The 23,962-nt window shown below is 71.1% G+C and carries 20 protein-coding genes; 11 read left to right on the top strand and 9 right to left on the bottom strand.

Going from position 1 to position 23,962, the window contains the following annotated elements; translation table 11 throughout:
- Positions 1–60: 60 nt before the first annotated feature.
- The 3 genes from OVA17_RS09705 to OVA17_RS09695 form a co-directional block, all read right to left on the bottom strand.
- Positions 61–1,194 (bottom strand): 5-(carboxyamino)imidazole ribonucleotide synthase, encoded by a 1,134-nt coding sequence (locus tag OVA17_RS09705; protein WP_267786347.1) that lies wholly within the window; start codon positions 1,192–1,194, stop codon positions 61–63.
- A gap of 130 nt (positions 1,195–1,324) precedes the next feature.
- Positions 1,325–1,882: a PH domain-containing protein gene (locus OVA17_RS09700; protein WP_267786346.1), complete on the bottom strand. Its 558-nt coding sequence runs from the start codon at positions 1,880–1,882 to the stop codon at positions 1,325–1,327.
- 59 nt (positions 1,883–1,941) lie between these two features.
- A complete protein-coding gene (locus OVA17_RS09695; RefSeq protein WP_267786344.1) occupies positions 1,942–2,724 on the bottom strand; it encodes a biotin--[acetyl-CoA-carboxylase] ligase in 783 nt (260 codons plus the stop codon).
- Between the two features lie 157 nt (positions 2,725–2,881).
- On the opposite strand from OVA17_RS09695, the gene OVA17_RS09690 reads away from it, so the two are divergent.
- Both OVA17_RS09690 and OVA17_RS09685 read left to right on the top strand, forming a co-directional pair.
- The gene (locus tag OVA17_RS09690; protein ID WP_373458845.1) at positions 2,882–4,471 is read left to right on the top strand and encodes an acyl-CoA carboxylase subunit beta; all 1,590 of its coding nucleotides are present in this window, start codon (positions 2,882–2,884) and stop codon (positions 4,469–4,471) included.
- Positions 4,468–4,704, top strand: a complete 237-nt coding sequence (locus OVA17_RS09685; RefSeq protein WP_267786342.1) for an acyl-CoA carboxylase subunit epsilon — start codon at positions 4,468–4,470, stop codon at positions 4,702–4,704. Before OVA17_RS09690 ends, OVA17_RS09685 begins: the two co-directional genes overlap by 4 nt.
- A gap of 325 nt (positions 4,705–5,029) precedes the next feature.
- Here OVA17_RS09685 and OVA17_RS09680 read toward each other — a convergent pair whose 3' ends face one another.
- Genes OVA17_RS09680 through OVA17_RS09665 form a run of 4 tightly spaced genes read right to left on the bottom strand, consistent with a single transcriptional unit; the run spans position 5,030 to position 9,297 of the window.
- Complete coding sequence (locus tag OVA17_RS09680) at positions 5,030–6,064, bottom strand: hypothetical protein (protein WP_267786341.1); 1,035 nt, start codon at positions 6,062–6,064, stop codon at positions 5,030–5,032.
- Positions 6,061–7,317 (bottom strand): sensor histidine kinase, encoded by a 1,257-nt coding sequence (locus tag OVA17_RS09675; RefSeq protein ID WP_210072131.1) that lies wholly within the window; start codon positions 7,315–7,317, stop codon positions 6,061–6,063. The genes OVA17_RS09680 and OVA17_RS09675 overlap by 4 nt, the downstream gene beginning before the upstream one ends.
- Positions 7,310–7,978, bottom strand: a complete 669-nt coding sequence (locus OVA17_RS09670; RefSeq protein WP_210072132.1) for a response regulator transcription factor — start codon at positions 7,976–7,978, stop codon at positions 7,310–7,312. The genes OVA17_RS09675 and OVA17_RS09670 overlap by 8 nt, the downstream gene beginning before the upstream one ends.
- A 59-nt stretch (positions 7,979–8,037) precedes the next feature.
- Entirely contained in the window at positions 8,038–9,297 is a 1,260-nt protein-coding gene (locus OVA17_RS09665; RefSeq protein ID WP_210072133.1) for a class I SAM-dependent RNA methyltransferase, read from the bottom strand.
- Positions 9,298–9,450: 153 nt separating this feature from the next.
- Here OVA17_RS09665 and OVA17_RS09660 point away from each other — a divergent pair, with 153 nt between their 5' ends.
- Positions 9,451–10,098, top strand: coding sequence for a Maf family protein (locus OVA17_RS09660; RefSeq protein ID WP_210072134.1), 648 nt, complete (start codon positions 9,451–9,453; stop codon positions 10,096–10,098).
- A 77-nt stretch (positions 10,099–10,175) separates the two neighbouring features.
- A complete protein-coding gene (locus tag OVA17_RS09655) occupies positions 10,176–11,942 on the top strand; it encodes a biotin carboxylase N-terminal domain-containing protein (RefSeq protein WP_267786340.1) in 1,767 nt (588 codons plus the stop codon).
- A gap of 383 nt (positions 11,943–12,325) precedes the next feature.
- On the opposite strand, the gene OVA17_RS09650 is transcribed toward OVA17_RS09655, so the two are convergent.
- Positions 12,326–13,786 carry an NAD(P)H-quinone dehydrogenase gene (locus tag OVA17_RS09650; RefSeq protein ID WP_267786339.1) on the bottom strand — a complete coding sequence of 487 codons (1,461 nt, stop codon included), beginning with the start codon at positions 13,784–13,786 and terminating at the stop codon, positions 12,326–12,328.
- 107 nt (positions 13,787–13,893) lie between these two features.
- On the opposite strand from OVA17_RS09650, the gene OVA17_RS09645 reads away from it, so the two are divergent.
- Together OVA17_RS09645 and OVA17_RS09640 are read left to right on the top strand one after the other, a co-directional pair.
- Positions 13,894–14,727: a purine-nucleoside phosphorylase gene (locus tag OVA17_RS09645; protein ID WP_267786338.1), complete on the top strand. Its 834-nt coding sequence runs from the start codon at positions 13,894–13,896 to the stop codon at positions 14,725–14,727.
- Positions 14,724–16,397, top strand: a complete 1,674-nt coding sequence (locus OVA17_RS09640) for a phospho-sugar mutase (RefSeq protein WP_116238537.1) — start codon at positions 14,724–14,726, stop codon at positions 16,395–16,397. Before OVA17_RS09645 ends, OVA17_RS09640 begins: the two co-directional genes overlap by 4 nt.
- A gap of 77 nt (positions 16,398–16,474) precedes the next feature.
- Here OVA17_RS09640 and OVA17_RS09635 read toward each other — a convergent pair whose 3' ends face one another.
- Positions 16,475–18,679 carry a helix-turn-helix transcriptional regulator gene (locus tag OVA17_RS09635; protein WP_267786335.1) on the bottom strand — a complete coding sequence of 735 codons (2,205 nt, stop codon included), beginning with the start codon at positions 18,677–18,679 and terminating at the stop codon, positions 16,475–16,477.
- 485 nt (positions 18,680–19,164) lie between these two features.
- Between OVA17_RS09635 and OVA17_RS09630 the strand changes: the two genes are divergently transcribed.
- From OVA17_RS09630 to wecB, 5 genes are read left to right on the top strand one after another with little or no spacing between them, the layout of a single operon-like run.
- Positions 19,165–20,466 carry a choice-of-anchor G family protein gene (locus OVA17_RS09630; RefSeq protein WP_267786333.1) on the top strand — a complete coding sequence of 434 codons (1,302 nt, stop codon included), beginning with the start codon at positions 19,165–19,167 and terminating at the stop codon, positions 20,464–20,466.
- Between the two features lie 4 nt (positions 20,467–20,470).
- A complete protein-coding gene (locus OVA17_RS09625) occupies positions 20,471–20,665 on the top strand; it encodes a hypothetical protein (RefSeq protein WP_116238539.1) in 195 nt (64 codons plus the stop codon).
- Positions 20,662–22,026 (top strand): glycosyltransferase, encoded by a 1,365-nt coding sequence (locus OVA17_RS09620; protein WP_267786332.1) that lies wholly within the window; start codon positions 20,662–20,664, stop codon positions 22,024–22,026. Before OVA17_RS09625 ends, OVA17_RS09620 begins: the two co-directional genes overlap by 4 nt.
- A complete protein-coding gene (gene xrtS, locus OVA17_RS09615; protein ID WP_267786330.1) occupies positions 22,023–22,757 on the top strand; it encodes an exosortase S in 735 nt (244 codons plus the stop codon). Before OVA17_RS09620 ends, xrtS begins: the two co-directional genes overlap by 4 nt.
- Positions 22,754–23,899 carry a non-hydrolyzing UDP-N-acetylglucosamine 2-epimerase gene (wecB, locus tag OVA17_RS09610; protein WP_267786329.1) on the top strand — a complete coding sequence of 382 codons (1,146 nt, stop codon included), beginning with the start codon at positions 22,754–22,756 and terminating at the stop codon, positions 23,897–23,899. The genes xrtS and wecB overlap by 4 nt, the downstream gene beginning before the upstream one ends.
- Positions 23,900–23,962 lie beyond the last annotated feature (63 nt).

Genomic DNA, 23,962 nt, shown 5'->3' with positions numbered 1-23,962 from the left:
AGCGGCCGGGTCACCGGTCCAGGGTAGGTGGACTCGCTGGAAGATCTCGGAACGGCGCGCTCAGTCGAAGAACGCGGCGGCCGCGCGGCCCTCGTAGACGACGTCGTCGAGGTCCTCACCGATGACGTTGACGTGACCGACCTTGCGGCCCGGACGCGGGGCTTTGCCGTAGGTGTGGATCTTCGCGGCGGGGTGCGCGGCCATCGCCGCGGAGAACCGCTCGTCGAGGGTGCCTTCGGCAGGCCCACCCAGGACGTTGATCATCACCGACCAGGGTGCCACGGCATCCGTCGATCCGAGGGGCAGATCGAGGACCGCGCGCAGGTGCTGCTCGAACTGGCTCGTGACCGCTCCGTCCTGCGTCCAGTGACCGCTGTTGTGGGGGCGCATGGCGAGTTCGTTGATGAGGATGCGCTCGTCGCTCGTCTCGAAGAGCTCGACGGCGAGCATGCCCGTGACACCGAGCCCCTCGGCGACGGCGACGCCGATCTCGGCGGCCACGCGCTGCACGCGGGCGTCGGCGCGAGGAGCCGGGGCGACGACCTCGGCGCACACGCCGTCGCGCTGCACGGTCTCGACCACGGGGTAGGCGCGCACCTCGCCCGAGGGACGACGTGCCACCTGCTGGGCGAGTTCGCGCGTGAAATCGACGAGCTCCTCGACCAGGAGCGAGCCGCCGTTGCCATCCTCGGCGAGGGCGGCGAACCAGTCTTCGGCTTCGGTCGCGGCCGACACGACCCGCACGCCCTTGCCGTCGTATCCGCCCCGCGGCGTCTTCACGACGGCGCGGCCGCCGTGGGCGTCGAGGAAGTCCTTCAGCTCGGATGCCGCGGACACCGCCGCCCAGTCGGGCTGCGGGAGCCCCAGCTCGGCCATCTTGGCGCGCATGACCAGCTTGTCCTGCGCGACCCCGAGGGGTGCCGGCCCCGGGTGGACGCTGACACCGGCGTCGACGAGGGCGGCGAGCACATCTTGCGGCACGTGCTCGTGGTCGAAGGTGATCACGTCGACGTCGCGGGCGAAAGCCAGCACGGTGTCGGCGTCGCGGTAGTCGCCGACCGCTGTCGCGGCGAGCGCGGCCGACATGCCCTCGCTCTCGGCGAGGACGCGGATCTCGACCCCGAGCTCCACGGCGGGCGCGATCATCATCCGCGCCAGCTGTCCGCCACCGACCACTCCGACTCGCAGCGCCATGCCGCTCCTTCCGTCGGCATCCATTCTGTCTGGCCGCCCGCGGGGACGCGAGCCGGACGGATGCCGACACGGCTCCCGCGACGAAACTGCCTGCCGGCGACGGTTGGGGCTCTGAGGGGCGAGGCTCGGCTCAGACGCCGCCGACGGCCCCCGAGCCGAAGGTCTGCGCGTCGCGGTGGGCGAGGATCTGGTTGACCTCGACCTGGTCGACCAGCGTCTCGTGCACCAGAGCCGCGTGCGGGATGTTCTTCAGCCGCAGCACCGGCTCGACGCCGTTCGAGAGCGAGAGGGTCCCGGCTCCCCACATCCGTTGCAGGATGCCGCGGCGCATCTGGATCGCGTATCCGCGTACGTGCGAGATCTCGCGACGGTTCGCTCCGAACGGTCCCGAGCGCTCGATCACGCGGCGCGTCGTGATGGTCCACGTGTGCGACAGCCACACGAGGTACGGAATCACGGTGAGCAGCAGCACGAGCAGGCCCGCCGCCGTCAGCAGCATCCAGTTCTCGTAGGGGGCGGGAAGGTTGTCGTAGTAGTAGGCCGTGGCCCCGGCGACCCCGATCAGCACGAGGGCCGACCAGAACAGCCGCCGCGCGTGCGAGCGCAGGCGCGCGATGCGCAACTCGGGCGCAGCCGTGCCCGGCGCCGGCGTGCGCGGGCGCCCGATCGAGTTCGACGGCTGGGTCACGGTCTCATTCTGCGAGACGGAGGCGCCCGCGTGCCGCCGCCACGCGGAGTGCCGCGCCGTCAGCGCACGTGGACGACGTCGCCGGCCGAGACGACGGTCTCGATGGTGCCGGCTTCGACGACGAGCCGTCCGTCGCGGTCCAGACGCGCGGCGGTGCCCTGGAGCGTCGACCCGTCGGGCAGGGCGACGGTCACCTCTCGGCCGACGGTGGCGCAGAGCTTCTCGATCTCGTGGTGGACACGCTCGACATCGTCGTGCACGAGACGGGCCAGGGTCTTACCGAGATCCTCGAGGTAGTCGGCGAGCAGCCGGTCGTCGTCGCAGTCCGCACCGATCGCGGCGAACGAGGTCGCGGTCGTCACCGGAAGATCGGTCCGGCCCATCCGGGTGTTGACGCCCGCCCCCACCACGACGGTGTCGGGTGCCCCGGGGACGACCTCGGCCAGGATGCCGCAGATCTTGCCCCCGTCGACGAGCACGTCGTTGGGCCACTTCAACTCGGCCGTCCCCCCGTGGCCGGTGAGCTGGGCGCGAACGGCGCGGGTCATGGCCGCACCGGCCGCGAGCGGGATCCACCCGCGCTGCTCCGCCGGGATCATCGTCGCATCGACGACGACCGAGACGGCGAGGGCGGTTCCGGCCGGGGCCGTCCAGGTTCGGTCGAGGCGCCCGCGCCCAGCGCGCTGGTCGTCGGTGACGAGGAGCGACAGGTGCGGCCAGCCGCCGGGGTCGGCCGCGACCGCGGCGATCACGTCGGCGTTGGTGGAGTCGGTCGTCTCGACGACCTGCACGCGGGGGCTGTGGGCGGCGGCTTGCGGGTATCCAGCGGCGGGGATCGGCATGAGCACACCCTAGGGAACGGCCGGGTTCCCGGCATCCGCTTGCGTTCTCCTTCGCGGCGCGACAGGGCGGGGCATAGGCGGATGCCACAGCGCCCCGCGCATTCGCTTGTGCGCACCCTCCAACGCGGGCGGCGATGCGGTCGCTAGGGTGGAAAGCGTGACCGACCAGCCCGATCTCTTCACCACCGCCGGCAAGATCGCGGACCTCCGCAGCAGGTTCCAGGAGGCGGTCGTCGATGCCGAAGCCGCCGCTCGAGACAAGCAGCACGCGAAGGGCAAGCTCACCGCCCGCGAGCGCCTCGAGATGCTGGTCGACCCCGGCTCCTTCGTCGAGCTCGACGAGTACGTGCGCCACCGCACCACCGCCTTCGGCATGGACAAGTCCCGCCCCTACGGCGACTCCGTCGTCACCGGCACGGGCACGATCCACGGTCGGACCGTGGCCGTCTACGCGCAGGACTTCTCGACCTTCGGCGGCTCTCTCGGCGAGGTCGCCGGCGACAAGATCATCAAGGTGATGGAGCTGGCCCTGCGAAGCGGCATCCCCATCATCGGCATCCTGGACTCGGGCGGCGCCCGCATCCAGGAGGGCGTCGTGGCGCTCGGCAAGTACGGCGAGATCTTCCGGCTGAACACCGCGGCCTCCGGCGTCATCCCGCAGATCTCGATCATCATGGGCCCGGCCGCCGGTGGCGCGGTCTACTCCCCCGCCCTCACCGACTTCGTCATCATGGTCGACAAGACCAGCCAGATGTTCGTCACCGGGCCCGACGTGATCAAGACCGTCACCGGCGAAGACGTCGGCATGGAAGAACTCGGCGGCGCCCACACCCACAACACCCGCTCGGGCGTCGCGCATTACCTGGCCGACGACGAGGACGACGCGATCGACTACGCCCGCGGCCTCATCAGCTACCTCCCCGACAACAACCTCGCCGAGATCCCGGTCTACGACACCCCCTTCGAGTTCGAGACGACGGATGCCGATCGCTCGCTGAACACGGTCATCCCCGACTCCCCGAACCAGCCGTACGACATCCACACCGTCATCGACGGCATCGTGGATGCCGCCGAATTCCTCGAGGTGCAGCCGCTGTTCGCGCCGAACATCGTGATCGGCTTCGGTCGCATCGAGGGGCGCACGGTCGGCATCATCGCCAACCAGCCCTCGCAGATGGCCGGCACGTTGAACATCGACGCGGGCGAGAAGGCCAGCCGCTTCGTGCGTTTCTGCGACGCGTTCTCGGTGCCCATCGTGACCCTCGTCGACGTGCCCGGCTATCTCCCCGGCACCGATCAGGAGTGGACCGGCGTCATCCGCCGCGGCGCCAAGCTGCTGTACGCCTACGCCGAGGCCACCGTGCCCCTGGTCACCGTGATCCTGCGCAAGGCCTACGGCGGCGCATACATCGTCATGGGCTCGAAGCAGCTCGGTGCCGACATCAACCTCGCGTGGCCCACCGCCGAGATCGCCGTCATGGGCGGCCAGGGCGCGGTGAACATCCTCTACCGCGGCGAGATCAAGCGCGCAGAGGAGGCCGGCGAAGACGTCGCCGCCGTGCGCACGCGCCTCGCGAACGAGTACACCTACAACGTGGCATCCCCGTTCCTGGCCGCCGAGCGCGGCGAGCTCGACGGGATCATCGAGCCGGCGCAGACGCGCGTGTCGATCGCCAAGGCGCTTCGGGCCCTGCGCAACAAGCGCGCGAGCCTGCCCGCGAAGAAGCACGGGAACATCCCGCTGTGAGCGACGCCCCCCGCACCGACGACCCCCGCCCGTTCGTGGCGGAGGTCGTTCGCGGCACGCCCACCGAGGAGGAGCTGGCCGCGGCGATCGTCGTGGTCAGCGACGCGTACGTCCGCGAGGTGGCCGACGCCACCGTCCCCGACGACACTCCGCGCTCGCGCTGGGAGCTATCCGCGCGGGGCCTGCGCGCCCCGCTGAACCGCACCGCGGGATGGCACGGCTTCATCGGCTGAGACCTGTTCGAAATGTCCCCCGAAATACCTACAGACGGACGGGAGACACTGCCGAATACTGGAGGAGCTGGAACGCATCACGCGTTCGGTCGGACCGCTCACTCGAGCCGGATTCGGCCGTGCGGACGGTTTTCGGGTAACCGTTCGCCCGGGTGAGGGGCTGGCGCATTCGCCGCCCCTCACCCTCATCCTCTTCCCCCGCGGAGGGCATGGCGGCGCCGACGGACCCCCCTCACGTCGCCGCCGCCGGCCGCGCGCGGTGCGAGTTCGACGTGTGCGGCGCGGGGTCTTCTCGGATCAGCGAACGGCACCCCTCGGGTCGCCGTCAGCGCGGGCGACGGATCTCCCGCCAAAGGTCGACCTGATCGTCGTCTCCCCCGGCGCTGTCGCCGGCGGAGCGCCCCACGATCGTCACGGCGATCTCGTGGTGCGGCGACGTGCGGATGATCACCCGCTCCGACGACGCCTCGCGGAGGATCTCGGCCAGCTCGGCACGGATGCCGTTCAGGGCGCCGATGCCGAGCCCCTCCAGACCCCCCTCGTCGAAGAGGCTGACCGCGGAGCCGCGGCGCCTCGCGGCGTCGATCTCGGCGCGGACGCCGTCGTCGAGGAGCCGGTTTCCGCGCAGTTCATCGCGCAGGCTCGCCTCGGCGCGCCGGGCCGCCTGCTTGTCCGCGGCACGCAGGTTGCCGCCGTTCTCGATGGTGCGGGCGAGGATCGGACCCGCCGCCTGCAGGGCCCGCTGCACGTGCAGCCGACGCTCGCGCTGACGACCGCTCTGCGAGGCCTGCCAGGCGGATGCCGCCTGCTGGAGCTCCGCGAGGTGCTCGGCGTCGCGGGCCGCGCGATCGAGGGCGATGGTCACGAGCTGCGCCGCCGTGACCCAGACGATCGAGCCCACGAGGCCCAGGCTGAGCGCCTGGAGCGGCCCGAGCCAGAAGGACGTCGAGACGGTCAGGACCAGCGTGCCGACCCAGGCGACGATCGGACGGCGCCGCACCATGACGATGGTCATGAGCGCACCGACGCCGCCGATCACCCAGGTGACGAACGGCTGCGTGCGACCGGCCTCGGTGACGGCGAGGAACGGCGCGTTCGAGACGATCACCGCGACGAAGAGGGCGAGGGTGACGCCCCACGCGGGGAGCCGCGCCCGCGTCGCCGACGACGACTGCCCCCGCCTGTCGCGGGCACCGATCGCGAAGATCCACAACCACGTCACGGGGAGGTAGATCACCAGCGCCGCAACGATCAGCCATCCGCGCACGACGGTCTCGGGCGAGGTCCAGATGAGGCCGCGCGCGGCGAGATAGGCGGTGAAGGCCAGGCCGATGACCGAGAGGATGGAGCGGACGGTCACCAGCGGTCACCGCTCTCCCACTCGAGGGTCACGGTCGTTCCGCCTGCGTGGGAGTCGATCTCGCTGCGACCGCCGACGGCGGCGAGCCGCGCGTCGATCGAGCCGCGGATGCCGAGCCGATCGGCCGGGATTGAAGCGATGTCGAAACCGGGTCCGGTATCGCGCACCCGCACCGAGACGCTCCCCGGCGAGGCATAGCCGGTCAATTGCACGGTGAGGCCCTGCGCGTCGGCGTGCTGTACCGCGTTCGCGACCGCCTGCATCGCCGCGAGGACGAGCGCGCGCGCGATGCGGCCCGGCACGTGCGGCGTGCCCTCGTCGACGTGACGGACCACGGTCAGATCGACCCCGAGGTCCCGAGCGGACGCCTCGATGTCCTCGGCCAGACGCAGCGCGGAGACGGGCTCGTCGCTGCCCTCCAGAGAGTCCTTCTCGGCGTTGGCCAGTCGCGTCAGCGCCTCGCGGGCCATGCTGACCGCCAGCGTGCGCTCACGGGGGGTGGTCGCGCGGTCGGCCGCCAGCAGGGCCCCCAGCACGCTGTCGTGCATGAGGGCGGCCACGGCGACGCGCTCGTGCTCCGTCGCGGCGGTGGCGGCCGCTGCGGCGTAGCTGGTAACCGCCGAGGCGCGGGCCTGATCCACGTTCGCGGCGATGGAGCGGTACATCCAGCCGAGCGTCACCAGGACGCTGCCCAGGATGAGCGCGAACGAGACGTCCAGGGCGATCGGGACGAAGAACTCGCTGCGTCCGCCGGCCTGCAGCAGGCGGACCACGCCGAACAGAAGCGGCGCCGCGACCGTCCATACGACCTGCAACGACAGGGGGAAAGCGACCACGGTCGCGACGGTGGCGACGTTGACCAAGTAGAAGATCCACGGGTTCTCGGTGGGGACGGGCGTGGGCCCCCCGGCCGTGGCAACCGGCCAGAGCGTCAGCGCGAGCATGAAGACGACCGCGAACACGCCCGAGAACACTCGCGCGAAGCGCCCCACGGTGCACGCGGCGATCATGGCCACCAACGGGACGAAGACCGAGAGCACGAGCGGAATGTGCCATCCGGCGGCCTCGTCTCCGGGCCCGAACGCCGCGACGAAGGCCTGGAGCCCCAGCACGAGCGAGCCCGGCCCCACGATGAGGGTGATGACGCGCTCGATGCGCGTCTGCGTGAACGCCCCCTGCTCCGCCTGCCCCTCGCGCGTGTGCGGGATGCGTCCCCACGCCTCGTCGAGCACGGACCGATGGTTCTCAGCCATGGAGTGGAGCGTCATCGGGTGCGTCCTGCAGGATGCCGTCTTCCATGGCCCGTCGCAGCAGATCGACCTTGGTCGGTGCCGGACGCCCCACCTCGACGTACTTCACGCGGACGCGGGTGATGTTCTCCTTGGCGGTGGAGTACGCAACGCCCAGTCGATCGGCGACCGCCTTGAGCGGCAGACCGGCGGCGTACAGACGCAGGACCTCTCGCTCGCGGGTCGAGAGCTGCGCGTCGGCGAACTCGCGATCGCCCTCGACGGCGCTGGCCCACTCGACGTTGTCGAGCACCTCTCCGCGGGCCACGGTGCTGATGGCGCCGAGCACCTCGTGCGTCGGCGACGACTTGCTGACGATCCCCGCGGCTCCGGCGGCGAGCGCCTCGCGCACCGCCGCGGCGCGGTCGGCGACGCTGTGGATGATGACGCTCGAGCCGTCGCGGACGACACGGTCGACGTTCTCCGAAACGGTCGTGCCGTCTCCGAGCGTCAGATCGAGCACGACGACGTCGGCGGGGGTCGCCGCGGCGGCCTGCCTCCACGAGAGGTACGAGGCGACGTTCGCGCCCGAGAAGACGACCTCGGTGGCTTCGGTGCGCGCGAGAGCGGCCTCCAGCCCGAGTCGGACCGATTCGTGGTCATCGATCAAGGCGACGCGCGTCATCCCCACATCGTATCGGCGCGGGGGCAGGCGGGGCGGGAGCGATCTCGCGGTCCGGCGCGTCAGCGGCGCAGGACCGTGACAGCTTCGACGTGATGCGAGTTCGGGAACAGGTCCACACCCCGGATGCCACGCTCCGCCCGATAACCGAGCTCCGCGAACAGCGCCAGATCGCGGGCGAGGGCGACGGGATCGCAGGCGACGTAGACGACCGCCGAGGGAGAGAGCGCGGCGATGCCCTCCACCGCCGCGCGGCCGGCACCCGCACGCGGCGGATCCAGCAGCACGACGCCGCGCTCCAGGCGCGCGCGCTCGCGCTCCGACGCACCGGCGGCGAGGGTCTTTACGTAGCGGTCGACCCGCGCGGTCTCGGCGCGCGCGCCGACCCACTCGGCGAGGTTCTCTCCGGCGTGCTCCGTAGCACGGGGATCGGACTCCACGCTGACCACGCGCGTGGACGCCCCGCCCAGCTCGGCGAGGGATGCGGCGAAGAGCCCGACCCCGCCGTAGAGGTCGAGGTGCGTCGCCTCGGGGTCGAGCTCGCCCACCGAGGCGCGCAGTTCCGTCTTCACGAGAGAGGTCAGGGTGTGCGCGGCGAGGCGGTGCACCTGCCAGAAACCCCCGGCATCGACCCGGAAGACGCGCTCGCCCACGATCTCTTCGACGACCTCGGGTGCGGCGCTCGAGCGCTCGCCGTCGGGACGGGGAAGCACGCGGACGCGTCCGTCGGTCGGCTGGACGAGGTCGATGCGCCCGGGCCGTGCTCCCGCGCGGACCTCGGCGGCCGCGCGGGCGATCGCCTCGGTCGCGAGGGGGAGGTCGGGGGTCTCGACGACGTGGTGCGAGCGTGCGGCGTACGCGCCAACGCGACCTTCGTCGTCGACGTGGAGGCTCACGCGCGTGCGCCATCCGGTTCCATCGGCGGTCTCGGGGCGATCCGCATCTCCGGCCGGACGCAGATCGATCGGCAGCTCGAGGCGGCCGACGCGCTCCATCGCCTCGCGCACGACGCGCTCCTTCAGCACGCGCTGATGCGACAGGTCGATGTGGCCGAACTCGGCACCGCCCACGCGCTCCGCGGGATCGACGTCGATGCCGGCCGAACGCCACACGTGCGGACGACGCTCGGCAGCGGCATCCACGACTTCGACGGCCTCGGCGCGCCAGAACGCCTTCTTGCGCGTGTCGGTGAGCCGCGCGCGGACGCGCTCGCCCGGCAGCGTGTCGGATACGAAGACGACGCGCCCCTCGTGCCGCCCGACGAACACACCGCCGTGGGCGATACCGGTGATGTCGAGTTCGATGAGGTCGCCGTCGTGCATGCTCCGAGCCTGTCACATGCGGCCGGGAGAGCACCCGGCGGTTGGGCGAGACAGCGCGCCGAGGCCGCCGAAAAGGGCTCGCGCCCGGGTCGACGGGGTCGCGAGCCGGCGCGAACCGCCGACGCCGAGCGCGCTCGTGGGTAGCGTTGTCGTATGCGCGTGTGCCTGGCATCCACCTCTCCCGCCCGCCTGATGCTGCTGCGGCAGGCGGGGATCGAGCCCGAAGCGCGCGCACCGCAGGTCGACGAGGAGGCCGTGGTCGCCGAGGTCGAGGCCGCCGAGGGGCGACGTCTGCCCGCGACGGAGCACGTCCTGCTGCTCGCGCGCCGCAAGGCCGAGGACGTCGCCCGGCGACTGCACGCCGAGGAGCCCGACTTCGACGGGTTCGTCATCGGCGGCGACTCCATGTTCGCGCTCGGCGACGAGATCCTCGGCAAGCCCTACACACCCGAGGCGGCGACCGCACGCTGGCTCGACATGCGCGGGCGTACCGGCGTACTGCACTCCGGCCACAGCGTGTTCCGCCTCTCCCCCGGCAGCGAGCCGCGTGAGGCACACGCGGTGGCGGAGGCGTCGGTGACCTTCGCCGACGACGTCGACGAGGACGAGATCGCAGCCTACGTCGCCAGCGGCGAGCCCCTGCTCGTGGCGGGGGCCTTCACGGTCGACAGCCTCGGCGGCGCCTTCATCGAGCGCGTCGAGGGCGACCCCTCCACGGTGGTCGGGATGTCGCTGTCGACCATCCGGCGCCTTGTGCGGGAACTCGGCGGTTCGTGGACCGCGCTGTGGAACCGTTCGTAGACTCCCCCACACGTTTTTCGGCGTTTCTTGTCGAGGAGGGTCAAAAGGCAGGGGTGCCCCCTCGCTAGGCTGGGAGGATGCCGAAGATCGCCAAGGTCCTTGTCGCCAACCGCGGCGAGATCGCCGTCCGAGTCATCCGCGCCGCCCGTGATTCGGGGAAGGCCTCCGTCGCCGTCTACGCCGATCAGGACCGTGACGCTCTGCACACCCGCCTCGCCGACGAGGCGTACGCCCTGGACGGGGCGACGAGTGCCGACACCTACCTGTCGATCGAGAAGATCCTCTCGGTCGCCCGCCGCTCCGGCGCCGACGCCGTCCACCCCGGCTACGGCTTCCTCGCCGAGAACGCCGACTTCGCCCGCGCCGTGATCGGCGCCGGCCTCGTGTGGATCGGCCCCTCCCCCGATGCCATCGAGGCCCTCGGCGACAAGGTCACGGCGCGTCACGTCGCCGAGAAGGTCGGCGCACCGCTGGCCCCCGGAACCCCCGGCCCCGTCTCGGGTGCTGACGAGGTCATCGCCTTCGCCGAGCAGGTGGGCCTGCCCATCGCCATCAAGGCCGCATACGGTGGCGGCGGACGCGGGCTCAAGGTCGCCCGCGAGCTCGACGAGGTCGCCGAGATGTTCGAGTCGGCCACGCGCGAGGCGGTCGCCGCCTTCGGTCGCGGCGAGTGCTTCGTCGAGAAGTACCTCGACAAGCCGCGACACGTCGAGACCCAGTGCCTCGCGGATGCCGCCGGCAACGTCGTCGTCGTCTCGACCCGCGACTGCTCGCTGCAGCGCCGTCACCAGAAACTCGTGGAGGAGGCCCCGGCCCCCTTCCTCACCGACGAGCAGAACGCGGTGCTGTACTCGGCATCCAAGGCCATCCTGAAAGAGGTCGGCTACGTCGGCGCGGGCACCTGCGAGTTCCTCATCGGCGCGGACGGCACCATCTCGTTCCTCGAGGTCAACACGCGCCTGCAGGTCGAGCACCCCGTGTCCGAGGAGGTCACCGGGATCGATCTGGTGCGCGAGCAGTTCCGCATCGCCGAGGGCGAGGAGCTCGGCTACGACGACCCCGCGCCGACCGGCCACTCGATCGAGTTCCGTATCAACGGCGAGGACCCTGGCCGCGGGTTCCTGCCTCAGCCCGGCCCCATCCACGTCTTCAAGACGTTCGGCGGTCCCGGCATCCGTCTCGACTCCGGCGTGACCGCCGGCGACAGCGTCTCGGGCGCCTTCGACTCGCTGCTGGCGAAGATCATCGTCACCGGTCGCGACCGCGCCGAGGCCCTCGAGCGCGCCCGCCGCGCCCTCGACGAGTTCGAGGTCGCCGGCATGCCGACCGTGATCCCCTTCCACCGCAAGGTCGTTCGCGACCCCGCCTTCACCGCTGAGAACGGCGAGTTCGGCGTCTTCACGCGCTGGATCGAGACCGAGTTCGTCAACGACATCCCCGCGTGGGACGGCGAGCTCGAAGCTCCCGCCGCCGCACCCGGCCGCCACACCGTGGTCGTCGAGGTCGGTGGCAAGCGTCTCGAGGTGAGCCTTCCCGACCGCATCACTGCTGCCGCTCCCCAGGTGGGCCGCCCGGCCGTCGCTCCCCCCACGCGCCGCTCGCACGGGGCGTCGCCCACCGCCGGAGCCACCGGAGACGCGGTCAAGTCGCCCATGCAGGCGACGATCGTCAAGGTCGCCGTCGAGGAGGGCCAGCAGGTCGTCAAGGGCGACCTGGTCGTCGTGCTCGAGGCGATGAAGATGGAGCAGCCGATCCAGGCCCACAAGGACGGCACGGTCGCGGGCATCGACGCCGCCCCCGGCACCACCGTCTCGGCCGGTCACCAGTTGCTGCTGATCAGCTGACGTCGCGTTCCGATCGACCGGCGCCGCGCTCCCCCGGGGGTGCGGCGCCGTCGTTCGTCTCCGGCGTCGTTCCCCGCCGCCCCACCTCACGCATAAACGCTCTCCGCGCGCAGAAACACGAGCACAACGCGTTTCCGCGCGCAGGAAGCGTTTATGCGTCAGCCAAACCCCTCGGGACGGCCACCGGGCGACGGATGCCGTACGCCCACGGCATCCGCAACGCTCAGTCGTCGCCGGGGCCTTCCCCCGCGCAGAAACGCTCTCCCCACGCAGAAACACGAGCACAACGCGTTTCCGTCCGCAGGAAGCGTTTATGCGTCAGCCAGAGCCCGCGGGACGACCACCCGACGACGGATACCGCAAGCCCACGGCATCCGCACCGCTCAGTCCTCGCCGGGGTCGTCGCGGTCGACGATGTGCATGGCGCGGGCGGCGTCGGTGATGCTCGACGTGAGCGAGGGGTACACGGCGAACACGCGCGCGACCTGGTCCACGGTCAGGCGGCGCTCGACGGCGATCGCGATCGGGTAGATGAGCTCCGACGCCTTGGGGCCGACGATCACGCCGCCCATCACGGTGCCGCTGCCCTCGCGGGCGATGAGCTTGACGAAGCCGTCGGTGATGCCCTGCATCTTGGCGCGGGGGTTCGCCGAGAGCGGGAGCTTGCGCACCTTGCCGGCGATGCGCCCCTCGATGACGTCCTGCTCGCTGAAGCCGACCGTGGCGATCTCGGGCGCCGTGAAGATGTTGGCCGTGATGCGGCGGGTCTCGAGCGGGATGACGATGTCGCCCAGCGCGTGGAAGATCGCCTGACGGCCCTGCATCGAGGCGACGGATGCCAGGGGGTAGAAGTTCGTGCAGTCGCCGGCGGCGTAGATGTTGGGCACCGAGGTGCGGGCGACGCGGTTGACGCGGATGTGGCCCGTGGGGGTCATCTGCACGCCCGCCTGCTCGAGACCGAGGCCGGCGGTGTTGGGGATCGAGCCGACCGCCATGAGACAGTGGCTGCCCTCGATCGTGCGTCCGTCGGCGAGGGTGACGACCACCCCGTCGCCGGTGTTCACGACCGAATCGGCCCGCGCCTTCGACAGCAGCGTCATGCCGCCGCGCTGGAAGACGCGTTCGAGGACGGCCGCGGCATCCTGATCCTCACCGGGGAGCACCTGGTCGCGGCTCGAGACGAGCGTGACCTTCGCGCCGAGGTTCATGTAGGCCGAGGCGAACTCCGCACCCGTCACGCCCGAGCCGACCACGATCAAGTGAGAGGGCACCGACTTCATGTTGTACAGCTGCGTCCACGTGAGGATGCGCTCGCCGTCGGGCTGGGCCGAGGGGAGCTCCCGGGGCGAGGCACCGACCGAGACGACGAGGGTCTCGGCCTCGATGCGATCGAAGTCCGTGCCGCCGGCCTCGGTCGAGACGACCACGGCGCCGTTGCCGTCGAGCCGGCCGTGGCCGGAGATGATGCGCACGCCCGCCTCGAGGAGCGAGGAGCGCATGTCGTCGGACTGCTGACGGGCGAGGGACAGCAGACGCTGGTTGACGGCGGCGAGGTTGATCGCGACCTCGGGGGTCAGGGGCTTGCCCCGGTCGTCCTTGGCGAACAGCTGCACGCCGAGGCTGCTGGCGTTGCGGATGGCGACGGCCGCATCGGCGGTGGCGATGAGGGTCTTGGAGGGCACGACGTCGGTGATGACGGCCGAGCCGCCCACGCCGGCGCGCTCGACGAGGGTGACGTCGGCACCGAGCTGGGCCGCCGACAGAGCGGCCTCGTACCCGCCGGGGCCGCCGCCGACGATCGCGACGGACTGCTTGCGCTCGAAGCTCTGCACCATGGCATCCATTCTGTCAGCGCCGGGTGGGTGCCGATGCGCCACCCCGCCCGCCCGACACGATCGACACGGTTGCCTGCCGTCTGGCCCGCGGGCCCCGTAGTTTCTAGAGTGGGGGAATGTCCAACAGCACTTCTCACCCGCTCGATGACCCGGCGGTCGACCCGTTCGAGGTCGCCACGGCCGCAGCGTCCGACATCGCCCGTCTCTCGGGCGTCGAGCACCACGACATCGCCGTGACCCTCGGGTCGGGCTGGGGCCGCGCCGCCGAACTCATCGGCGAAGAGACGGCGTCGTTCCCGGCCACCGAGGTCACCGGCTTCAGCAAGCCCGCTCTCGAGGGGCACGTCGGCACGCTCCGCAGCGTCCGCACCCCGGGCGGTAAGAACGTGCTCGTCATCGGCGCGCGCACGCACTACTACGAGGGCCACGGCGTCCGACGGGTCGTGCACAGCGTGCGCACGGCCGCGGCGACGGGCGCGACCACGATGATCCTCACCAACGGGGCCGGCGGCATCCGCGAGACGTGGAAGCCCGGCCAGCCCGTGCTCATCAGCGACCACATCAACCTCACGGCCGACTCGCCCCTCGAGGGCGCGACCTTCATCGACCTCACCGACCTGTACTCCAAGCGCCTGCGCGCGATCGCGCGCGAGATCGACCCCACGCTCGACGAGGGCGTCTACACGCAGTTCCGAGGGCCCCACTACGAGACCCCCGCCGAGGTGCAGATGGCCAAGGCCATCGGCGGCCACATCGTCGGGATGTCCACGGCCCTCGAGGCCATCGCGGCACGCCAGGCGGGCATGGAGATCCTCGGCTTCTCGCTCATCACGAACCTGGCCGCCGGCATCCAGCAGACCCCGCTCAGCCACGCCGAGGTGCTCGAAGCCGGCCGCGAGGCCGAGCCGGTCATCTCGGCGCTGCTGGCCCGCGTGATCGGCTCGCTGTGAGCGAGTACCTGTCCGCCGCCCGCGCCTGGCTCGCGCAGGACCCGGATGCCGTGACCCGTGACGAGCTGACACAGCTCATCGCACGCGTCGAGGGCGGGGATGCCGAGGCGACCGCCGACCTCGAGGACCGCTTCGCGACCCGTCTGGCCTTCGGCACCGCCGGGCTGCGCGGCACTCTCGGGGCGGGATCGAACCGCATGAACCGTGTGCTCGTGGCCCAGGCCGCCGCGGGCTTCGCCGCGTACCTGAACGAGCGCTCGTCCGGCGAGGCGCCGACCGTCGTGGTCGGCTACGACGGTCGGCGCAACTCCGACGTGTTCGCGCGCGACTCGGTCGAGATCTTCGCCGGGGCGGGCCTGAATGCGATCCTGCTGCCCCGACTGCTGCCCACTCCCGTGCTCGCCTTCGCGGTGCGGCACCTGGGCGCCGATGCCGGCGTGATGGTCACCGCCAGCCATAACCCGCCGGACGACAACGGGTACAAGGTCTACCTCGGCGGCGACGACCAGGGCGCTCAGATCGTGTCGCCGGCCGACGCCGAGATCGCCGCCCACATCCAGCGCATCGCCGACGCCGGTGACGTCACGGTGCTACCGCGCTCGGTCGGGTACGCCAACGCCCCCGAGTCCGTCGTCGAGGCGTACATCGCGTCCACCGCCGAGGTGGCGCCGGCGCCCGCGGGAGCCTCGGGACTGCGCTGGGTGTACACCGCGATGCACGGCGTGGGATGGGAGACGTTCTCGCGCGTGCTGACGCAGGCCGGATACCCCGCGCCGGTGCTCGTCGAGGCGCAGATCCACCCCGACGGACGCTTCCCGACGGTGGCCTTCCCCAATCCCGAGGAACCCGGCGCGATGGACCTCGCGTTCGAGACGGCGCGGGTGTCCGACGCCGAGCTGGTCATCGCGAACGATCCGGATGCCGACCGCCTCGCCGTCGCGATCCCGGATGCCGAGACCGAGGGCGGATGGCGCCGGTTGAGCGGCAACGAGATCGGTCTGCTGTTGGGCTGGCGTGCGGCGCGCGCCGCGGCCTCGGCCGGAACGGGCGGCACTCTGGCCTGCTCTCTCGTCTCGTCGCCCGGTCTGCAGGCGGTGGCCGAGCACTACGGTCTCGACTTCCGCGCGACGCTCACCGGGTTCAAGTGGATCTCGCGTGCGCCGGGGATCGTCTTCGGCTTCGAGGAGGCGCTGGGCTACCTCGTGAACCCCGACGTCGTCCGCGACAAGGACGGGATCTCCGCCGCGATCGCACTGCTGGGCATGGCCGCCGACGCCCGAGCCCAGGGCCGGACCGTCGCGGACCTGCTCCGTGAGTTCCGGGAGACGTTCGAGGCCTTCGCGAGCGACCAGATCTCGATCCGGGTCACCGATGTGAGCGAGATCGCCGGGATCATGGCATCCCTGCGTGCTCATCCGCCCGTCGCGGTCGGCGAGGTCGGCGTGAGCCGCATCGACGATCTGCTCCTCGGGGTGGACGGGCTGCCGCCCGGCGACGTGCTGCGCCTGTGGCTCGAGGACGGCTCGCGCCTGATCGTTCGCCCCAGCGGCACCGAGCCGAAGCTCAAGCTGTACCTCGATGTGCACGCGGGTTCGGCCAAGAAGGCCAATCGTCGTCTGACGGCGCTGCGCGCCGGCGCCGAGGAGTTGCTCGTCGCCGCACGTAGCTGACGAGCGTCGTCCCGCGTCCGGATCACGGACGCGGGACGACGACGTCGGTCGGCGTGCGCCCCGTAGGCGCCGTCGACTCAGCGGCTGCCGGCCGCCAGTGAGGCGGGCACGGACGAGAACCTCTCGTAACGCCCCATCCCCAGTCGTGTTCGCGCGTGGTGCAGGTGGGATTCGACGGTTCGGACCGACAGACTCAGGCGAGCGGCGATCTCGGCGTTCGAGAACCCCGACGCGGCGAACTGGACGACCTCCCTCTCGCGCGCGGTCAACACTTCCAAGCGCGCCACGTCGCGTCCGGTCATCGTTCGCAACTCGTCCACGAAGGCGTGCAGCGAGGCGATGTCGAGCTGCTGGGTGAGGAGCTCGGCACGCTCGAGAACCTCCTCGGCCGGGACTCCGCTCTGCAACTGGAAGCGCAGGAGCACGGGCACGAGGATGGGCATCGTCCGCTGGGCTTGTTCGAGCACCCGTTCCGCTCGCGCAGCGGCCGCGAGCGGCCGACGACTCGCGGCGTCGAACAGCGCGCACACGGTGTCGCGAACGGCACCGAACCCCCCACGACCCCAGTCCTCGGAGACGGCGTCGATACGCTCGATGGCGGCGGCGGCGTGCACGAGATCGCCGTTGACGACGAGCGCCGCCGCGCGGACGACCTCGCACCAGATGCGTACCGGCTCCGTGGGGCTCCCGTCGATGAGTCCCAGGCTCAGCAGGGCGTCCGCAGGTCGACCCCGGATGACCTGGATCGACGCGTCCGTGAGAGCGAGCAGCGCCACATCGTCTTGCCGGTCCTCCCACCGTGCGACCAGCAGGCGACGCCGCGTGGCCCTCTGGACCAGGTCCAGATCCTCTCCGAGCATCATCAGGGCGAAGGCGTGCAGCCGGAAGACCGTGAAGTTGGACTCCACGTCCATCCCGTGCGTCTGATGCCGTCGGTGCAGGAGCTCGTGCACTCTCGCGCTGTCGCCGCGCGAGGCCTCGAAGGCCGCCTGACACGCCTCGGTCAGACTGACCGTCTCCTCGTCCGCGTGGGGGTCCAGCATGGTCAGGTCGTCCGGAAGATCGGGGGCCGACCCGCTGGACAACGACAGGGCGTTGACCGAGCACTCCAGCCGAAGCCGCCATGCCTCGTCGTCAGGGGCCCAGTCGGCCAAGGTCCGCAGCCGCTCCAGGGCCGCGTCGATCCCCGTGCAGGTGGCGAACAGGACGCTCACGTGCACGTGGAGAGCCCCCTCGCGCTCCTCCTTCGTCGTGGGAACGGGGTAGTGATCCAGCAGACGTTCGGCCTCGGAGTACTCCCCGAGAGCGACGCGGGCGAGGATGAGCGCGGAGAACGCGGTCGCATCGGGCTTCGCCTCGAGCACTCTTTCCGCGACGGGCAGGGCCTCACAGGGCGAACTCGACCGCGCGAGCGCAAGCGCTGCCCGCGGAAGAATCCGGGCGAGGGCCTTCTCGAGCGACGCGTCGCCCGCGGCGTCGGCCCACCGCGCGCAGAACTTCTCCTCCCCCGGCGTCAGACGCGACGAGTGCCGGGAGAGAAGGAGCAATTCTCGCGCCAGCGCTCGCCGCTCGTCGTCGAAATTGCCGAGATCGCTCGAATCGGTCACCATCCGCGCGATCACACCGCTCACGGCGGAGGTACTGGGATCCGCCCCCGCCGACAGCAGGCCGCCGTCGTGCAGCCGCGCAAGGACGTCAGAGGCAACGATCGACCCGAGATGCCCGTTGGGCACGGGCCCGAGCTCGGCCAGGGCCGCGAGGATCCGTCGCTCACGAGCGTCCAGGGGAGCAAGCATCTTCATCGCGGATGCCACGACCGCCCCCGGGAGAGCGTCAGTCTGGGGATCGATCGGGAGAAGCGCATGAAGACGCCCGCGGGCCGCCGCCGCCTCGACGATCTCGCGCACGAGGGCCGGGCTCCCCCCGCTGAGGTGGTGCAGCGCCATGTGCCAGGCGTCGTCCGCGCGATCGGCCCCGTAGCGGGCCGTGCGCAGGGCATCGCCGAGATCCGCCGTCTCGCGCAGAGACAGCGGCGGCAAGGGTATGGCGAGGGCCTCGGACTGATCGAACATCGGGCGCAGTGTCTCCCATCGCTCCGCACTCGCCGACGCCACGACATGACGAGGCGACATGGCGGCCAGGAAGACGGTCGGCGTCGTGCGGAAGGCGTCGATGAGCGGGGCCAGCACCGGGTACGGGAGCAGGTCCAGGTCGTCGACGACGAGAGGGATGTCGTGGGCGAGCGCGTCGATCAGAGCGGCGACATCGTCCTCCCCCGTCACCGGATGCCGGTCCGTCGTGCGGGGACCGCACCGTGTCACGCCGTTCGGACGACGTTCCAGGAAAACCGTGGGCCGGGCCAGATCCCTCACGACCGACGTCAGGAGCGTTGAGCGCCCGCTCCGGCTGGGGCCTGTCACGAACACGCTCCGATTCCGGCTGAAGGCGGCTACCGCCAGGGCTCGTTCCACCGAGCGCCCTACGAATGTTCGAGCACCACTCATTGTTTGCAACCCCCTTGTACTAGGGGTACGCGAGGCGGCACCCCCCTCCGTTCCTACACCGAATTCCGCGCGTCTCCCTGGTCACTGAGAGGCATCAGTGTTTGCGCAGCCATACCGAGCACCACGCTGAGAGCCCCCTCCGGAACGTTACGTGTGCCACACCGATGTGCCGATCTCTGCGAGCCCCTAGCGTCACCACGACCCGCATGACCCGACCCGATCGCGGGCTCCACGGCGCGCGGATTGACCAGGAAGAAGACACCATGACCACCGGATCATCAACGTCCTACGGCCGGGTGCGGCGCACGACGCGGACCGCAGGTGCGGTCGCCGTCGCCGCCGCCCTGCTCATCCCGGCGACCAGCGCCCAAGCTGCAGCCGTCGTCTCACAGGGCACCGGGCGGCTCGTCGAGACGTCCCTGCTCGGGACGAACGTGCTCGACAACGCCCTCGCCTTGAGGGGAGCGCAGGCGGTCAACCCCGATGCCAGCGGCGACGTTACCACCGACCAGCCGCTCGACGCCTCGGCGATCGCGGGCCTCGTCGGCCTGTCGGCGGGATCGACGAACCTCTTCGGCGACAACGGGATCATCCAGCTCGGCGCTGTCGGCCAGTACGCCCAGGCGCGCGACGACGGCAGTTCTTCCGCGTTCTCCGGTGCCGTCTCGGCTGCCCCCAGCCTCATCGGCGCGGGCACGGTCACGCCCTCGAACGTCGGCTCGCCGTCCGCGAACCAGTCGGCGACCTTCCGGCTGGGATCGTCGTCGGCGCCCGTCGGGCTGAAAGTCGATCTGGGTGTGCTGGCCGCCTCCGCCCAGCAAGCCGCCGACGGCACGCAGACCGGTCAGTACGTCCTCTCCGACGCCGGTTTCGTGGTCGACGGCACGATCGTCTCCGGTGTGCTCGGCATCATCAACCCGGCGCTGAACACGCTGATCGCGCTCGCGAACACCAGCGGTGCGGGACTGACGAATCCGTTCTCGTCGGGCACGGTCCAGCTGACGCTCGACGACCTGACCTCGGCCGCCGGTGTCTCCAGCGTCAACGCTCTGCCGCCGGGCACCGACCTGCTCTCGTACGTCCCGCAGGCCGTGGCGAACAAGATCGTCAGCCAGGTCGACGGTGTGCTGAACGCGGCGAGCGCCCTCGCCACGAACCTGCGGTCGAACATCTTCACCGCGGCTGCGGGCATCGCCCTGCAAGCGGCCGTCGACACCGCGAAGGCGACGATCGTGCCCGCGCTGAACGGGATCAGCAGCACCGTCGTCACCCCGCTCAGCAATGCGCTGACGCAACTGGCACAGATGCAGGTCAACGTGCAGTCGACCGGTTCGGACGGTTCGTTCACGCAGACCGCGCTGCGTCTGGGCCTCGGTCCCTCCGGGTCGGTGGCCAGCGTGAACCTCGCGAACGCGACGGTCGGTCCCAACGCCGGACAGCTCGCCGTTCCGGTCGCCGGGCCCGAGTCGTCAGCCCTGGCCGGCGGGTTCATCGGCGTCGGTGCGATCGTCCTGGCCGGGATCGCGTTGCGTCGTCGTGCCCGTGCGGCATCCATCCGGGGCTGACGCGATGTACCGCAACGGCGCGATGGGCGGAGGGGCCGCGATCCTTGCGGTCACCGGCTCGACGGCCCCGACGGCGACGCTCGTCGTCGTCGGGGCCGGCGCGGCCCTGCTCGGCGCACTCCTGGCGTGGCGCTCGGCGTGGCTGCGCGGTCACGGCGACGAGGCGGCGGCATCCGGAGAGGCCCGACGAAACTCGTGAACCCTCTCGACATCCTCTTCTCGCTCTCGTTCGTGTTCCTGGTGATGTTCCTGACCTACACGACGCTCATCGTCGTCCCGTTCGCTCGTCGGAGGCGCGCTCGCGGCGGCGACCGTCGGGAGTTCGAGTGGCACGCCTTCATCCCCTGCCGGGATGAGGCGACCGTGATCGCGGAGACGCTGACGAGGATGCGGGAGCGGTTCCCCGACGTGCACGTGTGGATCATCGATGACGCGAGCACGGACGGCACCGGGGACATCGTCTCGACCGTCGCCGCCGGCGACTGCTTCGTGCACGCGGTGATCCGCCGCCTCCCCGACGCTCGCACCGGCAAAGGGGCGGCCCTCAACGCCGCCTACGCGCAGCTGATGCACTGGCGGGCGTCCCGGGGCGAGGGCGGCGTCGAGGACGATCGCACCATCGTGATCGTCCTCGACGCCGATGGATCCCTCGCCCCGAACGCCCTCCGTCAGGCGTCGGGCCCCACCGCCTTCGGCTCAGCCGACGTCGGTGCCGTACAGGTCGCGGTGCGGATGAGCAACAGAGACGACCCCGCACCCCTGGGGGGACGGGGTCGTCTCGCTCAGGCGTGGGCTCGCTACCTCGTGAGGATGCAGGACATCGAGTTCCGCACCACGATCGCGGCGATGCAGGTCCTGCGTATGCGCACGGTCTCGGTCGGTCTCGGTGGAAACGGGCAGTTCACCCGTCTGAGTGCCCTCCGTGCCGCCTCGTCGGCGAAGGGGGAACCGTGGGGCGATGCGCTGCTCGAGGACTACGAGGTGGGGCTGCGGATCATGCTCGCCGGATATCGGACGGTGTACGTCCACGACACGTGGGTCTCACAGGAAGCACTCCCCTCGGCGCGTCGACTGCTCACGCAGCGCACGCGATGGTGCCAGGGCGGACTGCAGTGCGCACGGTACCTCCCGCGCATCTTCTCGTCACGTCATTTCACCAATGCCGGCGCCCTCGAGGCGGCGTACTTCCTCGCGATCCCCTACATCCAGCTCGCCGGATCGGTGCTGTGGCCCAGCGTGGCCGTGGCGATGCTCGTTTCGGGGGCCCTCGCGCCCGGTGGCATCCTCAGCTGGGTCTCGTCGTCCACGTGGATCCTGCCGCTGTGGGTGCTCACCGGCATCCTGCCGTTCTCGCTCTGGCCGCTCGTGTACGTGCTGCGCGAGGAGCGACACCCGCTCTGGCGTGCGGCGGTGTGGGGGCTGGGCTACTGGCTGTACATGTACCAGAGCTACGTCTGCGTGATCCGCGCGTTCGGCCGCATGCTGACGGGGCGGCGCGGGTGGACGAAGACACGCCGTAACGCCGAGGCCGGACGCCTTCTGCTGGCGGTCGAGTCGTGAGCGTCGCTGCGGCCGTCTCCCTCCCCCGCGCCGGTCGGGCCCATCGCACGCTACTGGTGGCGCTTCTGCTCGCGATCGCGGCACTGTTGGTCATCGCGGAAGCCGACACGCGTCGGGCCGAGGCACAGCTCGCGCGCGCCGTCGTCGCCGCGCTCACCCCTGGTCGCGCGGTCGCGTCGGGCTCGATCGTGTACTTCGGCATCGGCACCCCCGAGGTCGCGGGACTCTCGATCACGGCTCTGTGCTCGACGACCGTCCTCGTCGTTCCGTTGGTGCTCCTGGCCGCCGCCGTGCTGGGGGTGACGCGCGCACGCTCCGCGCGGGTCGTTCTGGGTCTCGCCGTCGGCGTGGCCGTCGCCGTGGCCAGCAACATGATCCGTTTCGGCTCCGCCGCGTGGGCGTACAGCGGATACGGACGCGAAGGCTTCGACCTCGTGCATCGCTACCTCGGCTCGCTCTTCGTCATCGCCGGCTTCATCGCCGCGATCCTTCTCGTATTGCGCATCGCCCTGCGCGAGTCCCCGCGGCGAGGGGTCGCGGATCCCGACGTCGGACGACGAGGTCGCGCACGCGCCGGGGGCGCCTCGCACCCCGTCCGACGAGACGGCTCCACGACCACGTCGACGGCCAGAAGTGCCACGCCCCCCGCCGATCACCCCGATGTTGCGGCACCCCTTCGCCGCGACCGACGCCGCACCGGTACCCGACCGGGCAGAAAGGACCGCCGATGAGTCGTCCCTGGATCGATGTCGTGTACGGCACCCGCCCGGAGGCGGTGAAGTGCGCGCCGCTGGTCGCGGAACTCCGGCGACGCAGTTCGGCGCGCACGACCGTGACCGTCACCGGTCAGCACCGGCAGATGGCCGACGAGGTCAACGCATCGTTCGGTATCGCGCCCGACGTCGACCTCGATGTCTTTCGGAGCGGGGCATCGCTCGCCGAGACATCGTCCGCGATCTTCGCCGCCCTCGCGCACCGCTGGGCGGAGGCGGCCCCGGATGCCGTCGTCGTGCAGGGAGACACCGCCAGTGCCGCGCTGGCCGCCGTCGCGGCGTACTACGCGGGGTCGCGCGTGATCCACCTGGAGGCCGGGCTGCGATCGGGCGATCTGCGCTCGCCCTTCCCCGAGGAAGGCAACCGCCGGCTGATCGCGCCACTGGCCTCGCTTCATCTCGCACCGACCGACAGCGCGGCCGCCAACCTCCGCGCCGAGGGGATCGCCCCCGACGACATCGTGGTCACGGGCAACACCGGTATCGATGCCCTCCGCTGGCAGAGGACGCATCCGCAGCGTTTCGACGATCCCGCGATGGAGGAGATCGCGAACGGGTGGGAAAGGATCGTGCTCGTCACGGTCCACCGGCGCGAGTCGTGGGACGGCCCGCTCGCGCGCGTCGTGGCCGCGGTGGCCGAGACGGTCACCGCCCGCTCCGACGTCGTGGCCATCCTGCCAATGCACCCGAACCCGCGCGTACGCCGCGAGGTCCTCTCTGCTGTGGGCGACACCGATCGCGTGATCCTGTGCGAACCTCTGCCCTACGCCCAGTTCGGTCGCCTGCTCGCCCGCGCTCATTGCGTGGTCACGGACTCGGGCGGGGTGCAGGAGGAGGCTCCCGCGCTCGGCGTGCCCGCCCTGGTCGTGCGGGACACCACCGAGCGCGGAGAGGGGGTCGAGGCCGGAGCCGCGCGGCTCATCGGCACACGCCGGGAGGTGGTCGCCGCCGAACTTGCCACCCTGCTCGACGACCCCGCCGCACACGCCCGTATGTCTCGTGCCCGGGAGCTCTACGGCGATGGCCGGGCAGCCCCGCGCGCGGCCGACGCGATCGAGCGCCTGCTCGGTGTCGCACGCTCCGATGCCCTGGCGGGTTGACGCTCGCGGGAGCGCCCCGCGATCGCGGACGAGCTCTCCCCGCCCGCGAGCGCATCGCGTCCG

It is taken from the genome of Microbacterium sp. SL75 (assembly GCF_026625865.1).
Taxonomy (GTDB): Bacteria; Actinomycetota; Actinomycetes; order Actinomycetales; family Microbacteriaceae; genus Microbacterium.
This window is presented reverse-complemented; position numbering and strand designations above follow the sequence as displayed.

Excerpts from the sequence above, each read along its gene's own strand:
- OVA17_RS09675 (WP_210072131.1), bottom strand. The coding sequence starts at position 7,317 with ATGGCTGAGAACCATCGGTCCGTGCTCGACGAGGCGTGGGGACGCATC.
- wecB (WP_267786329.1), top strand. The coding sequence starts at position 22,754 with ATGAGTCGTCCCTGGATCGATGTCGTGTACGGCACCCGCCCGGAGGCG.
- OVA17_RS09695 (WP_267786344.1), bottom strand. The coding sequence starts at position 2,724 with ATGCCGATCCCCGCCGCTGGATACCCGCAAGCCGCCGCCCACAGCCCC.
- OVA17_RS09625 (WP_116238539.1), top strand. The coding sequence starts at position 20,471 with ATGTACCGCAACGGCGCGATGGGCGGAGGGGCCGCGATCCTTGCGGTC.
- OVA17_RS09660 (WP_210072134.1), top strand. The coding sequence starts at position 9,451 with ATGCGCGTGTGCCTGGCATCCACCTCTCCCGCCCGCCTGATGCTGCTG.
- OVA17_RS09645 (WP_267786338.1), top strand. The coding sequence starts at position 13,894 with ATGTCCAACAGCACTTCTCACCCGCTCGATGACCCGGCGGTCGACCCG.
- OVA17_RS09630 (WP_267786333.1), top strand. The coding sequence starts at position 19,165 with ATGACCACCGGATCATCAACGTCCTACGGCCGGGTGCGGCGCACGACG.
- OVA17_RS09705 (WP_267786347.1), bottom strand. The coding sequence starts at position 1,194 with ATGGCGCTGCGAGTCGGAGTGGTCGGTGGCGGACAGCTGGCGCGGATG.
- OVA17_RS09670 (WP_210072132.1), bottom strand. The coding sequence starts at position 7,978 with ATGACGCGCGTCGCCTTGATCGATGACCACGAATCGGTCCGACTCGGG.
- OVA17_RS09665 (WP_210072133.1), bottom strand. The coding sequence starts at position 9,297 with ATGCACGACGGCGACCTCATCGAACTCGACATCACCGGTATCGCCCAC.
- OVA17_RS09650 (WP_267786339.1), bottom strand. The coding sequence starts at position 13,786 with ATGGATGCCATGGTGCAGAGCTTCGAGCGCAAGCAGTCCGTCGCGATC.
- OVA17_RS09655 (WP_267786340.1), top strand. The coding sequence starts at position 10,176 with ATGCCGAAGATCGCCAAGGTCCTTGTCGCCAACCGCGGCGAGATCGCC.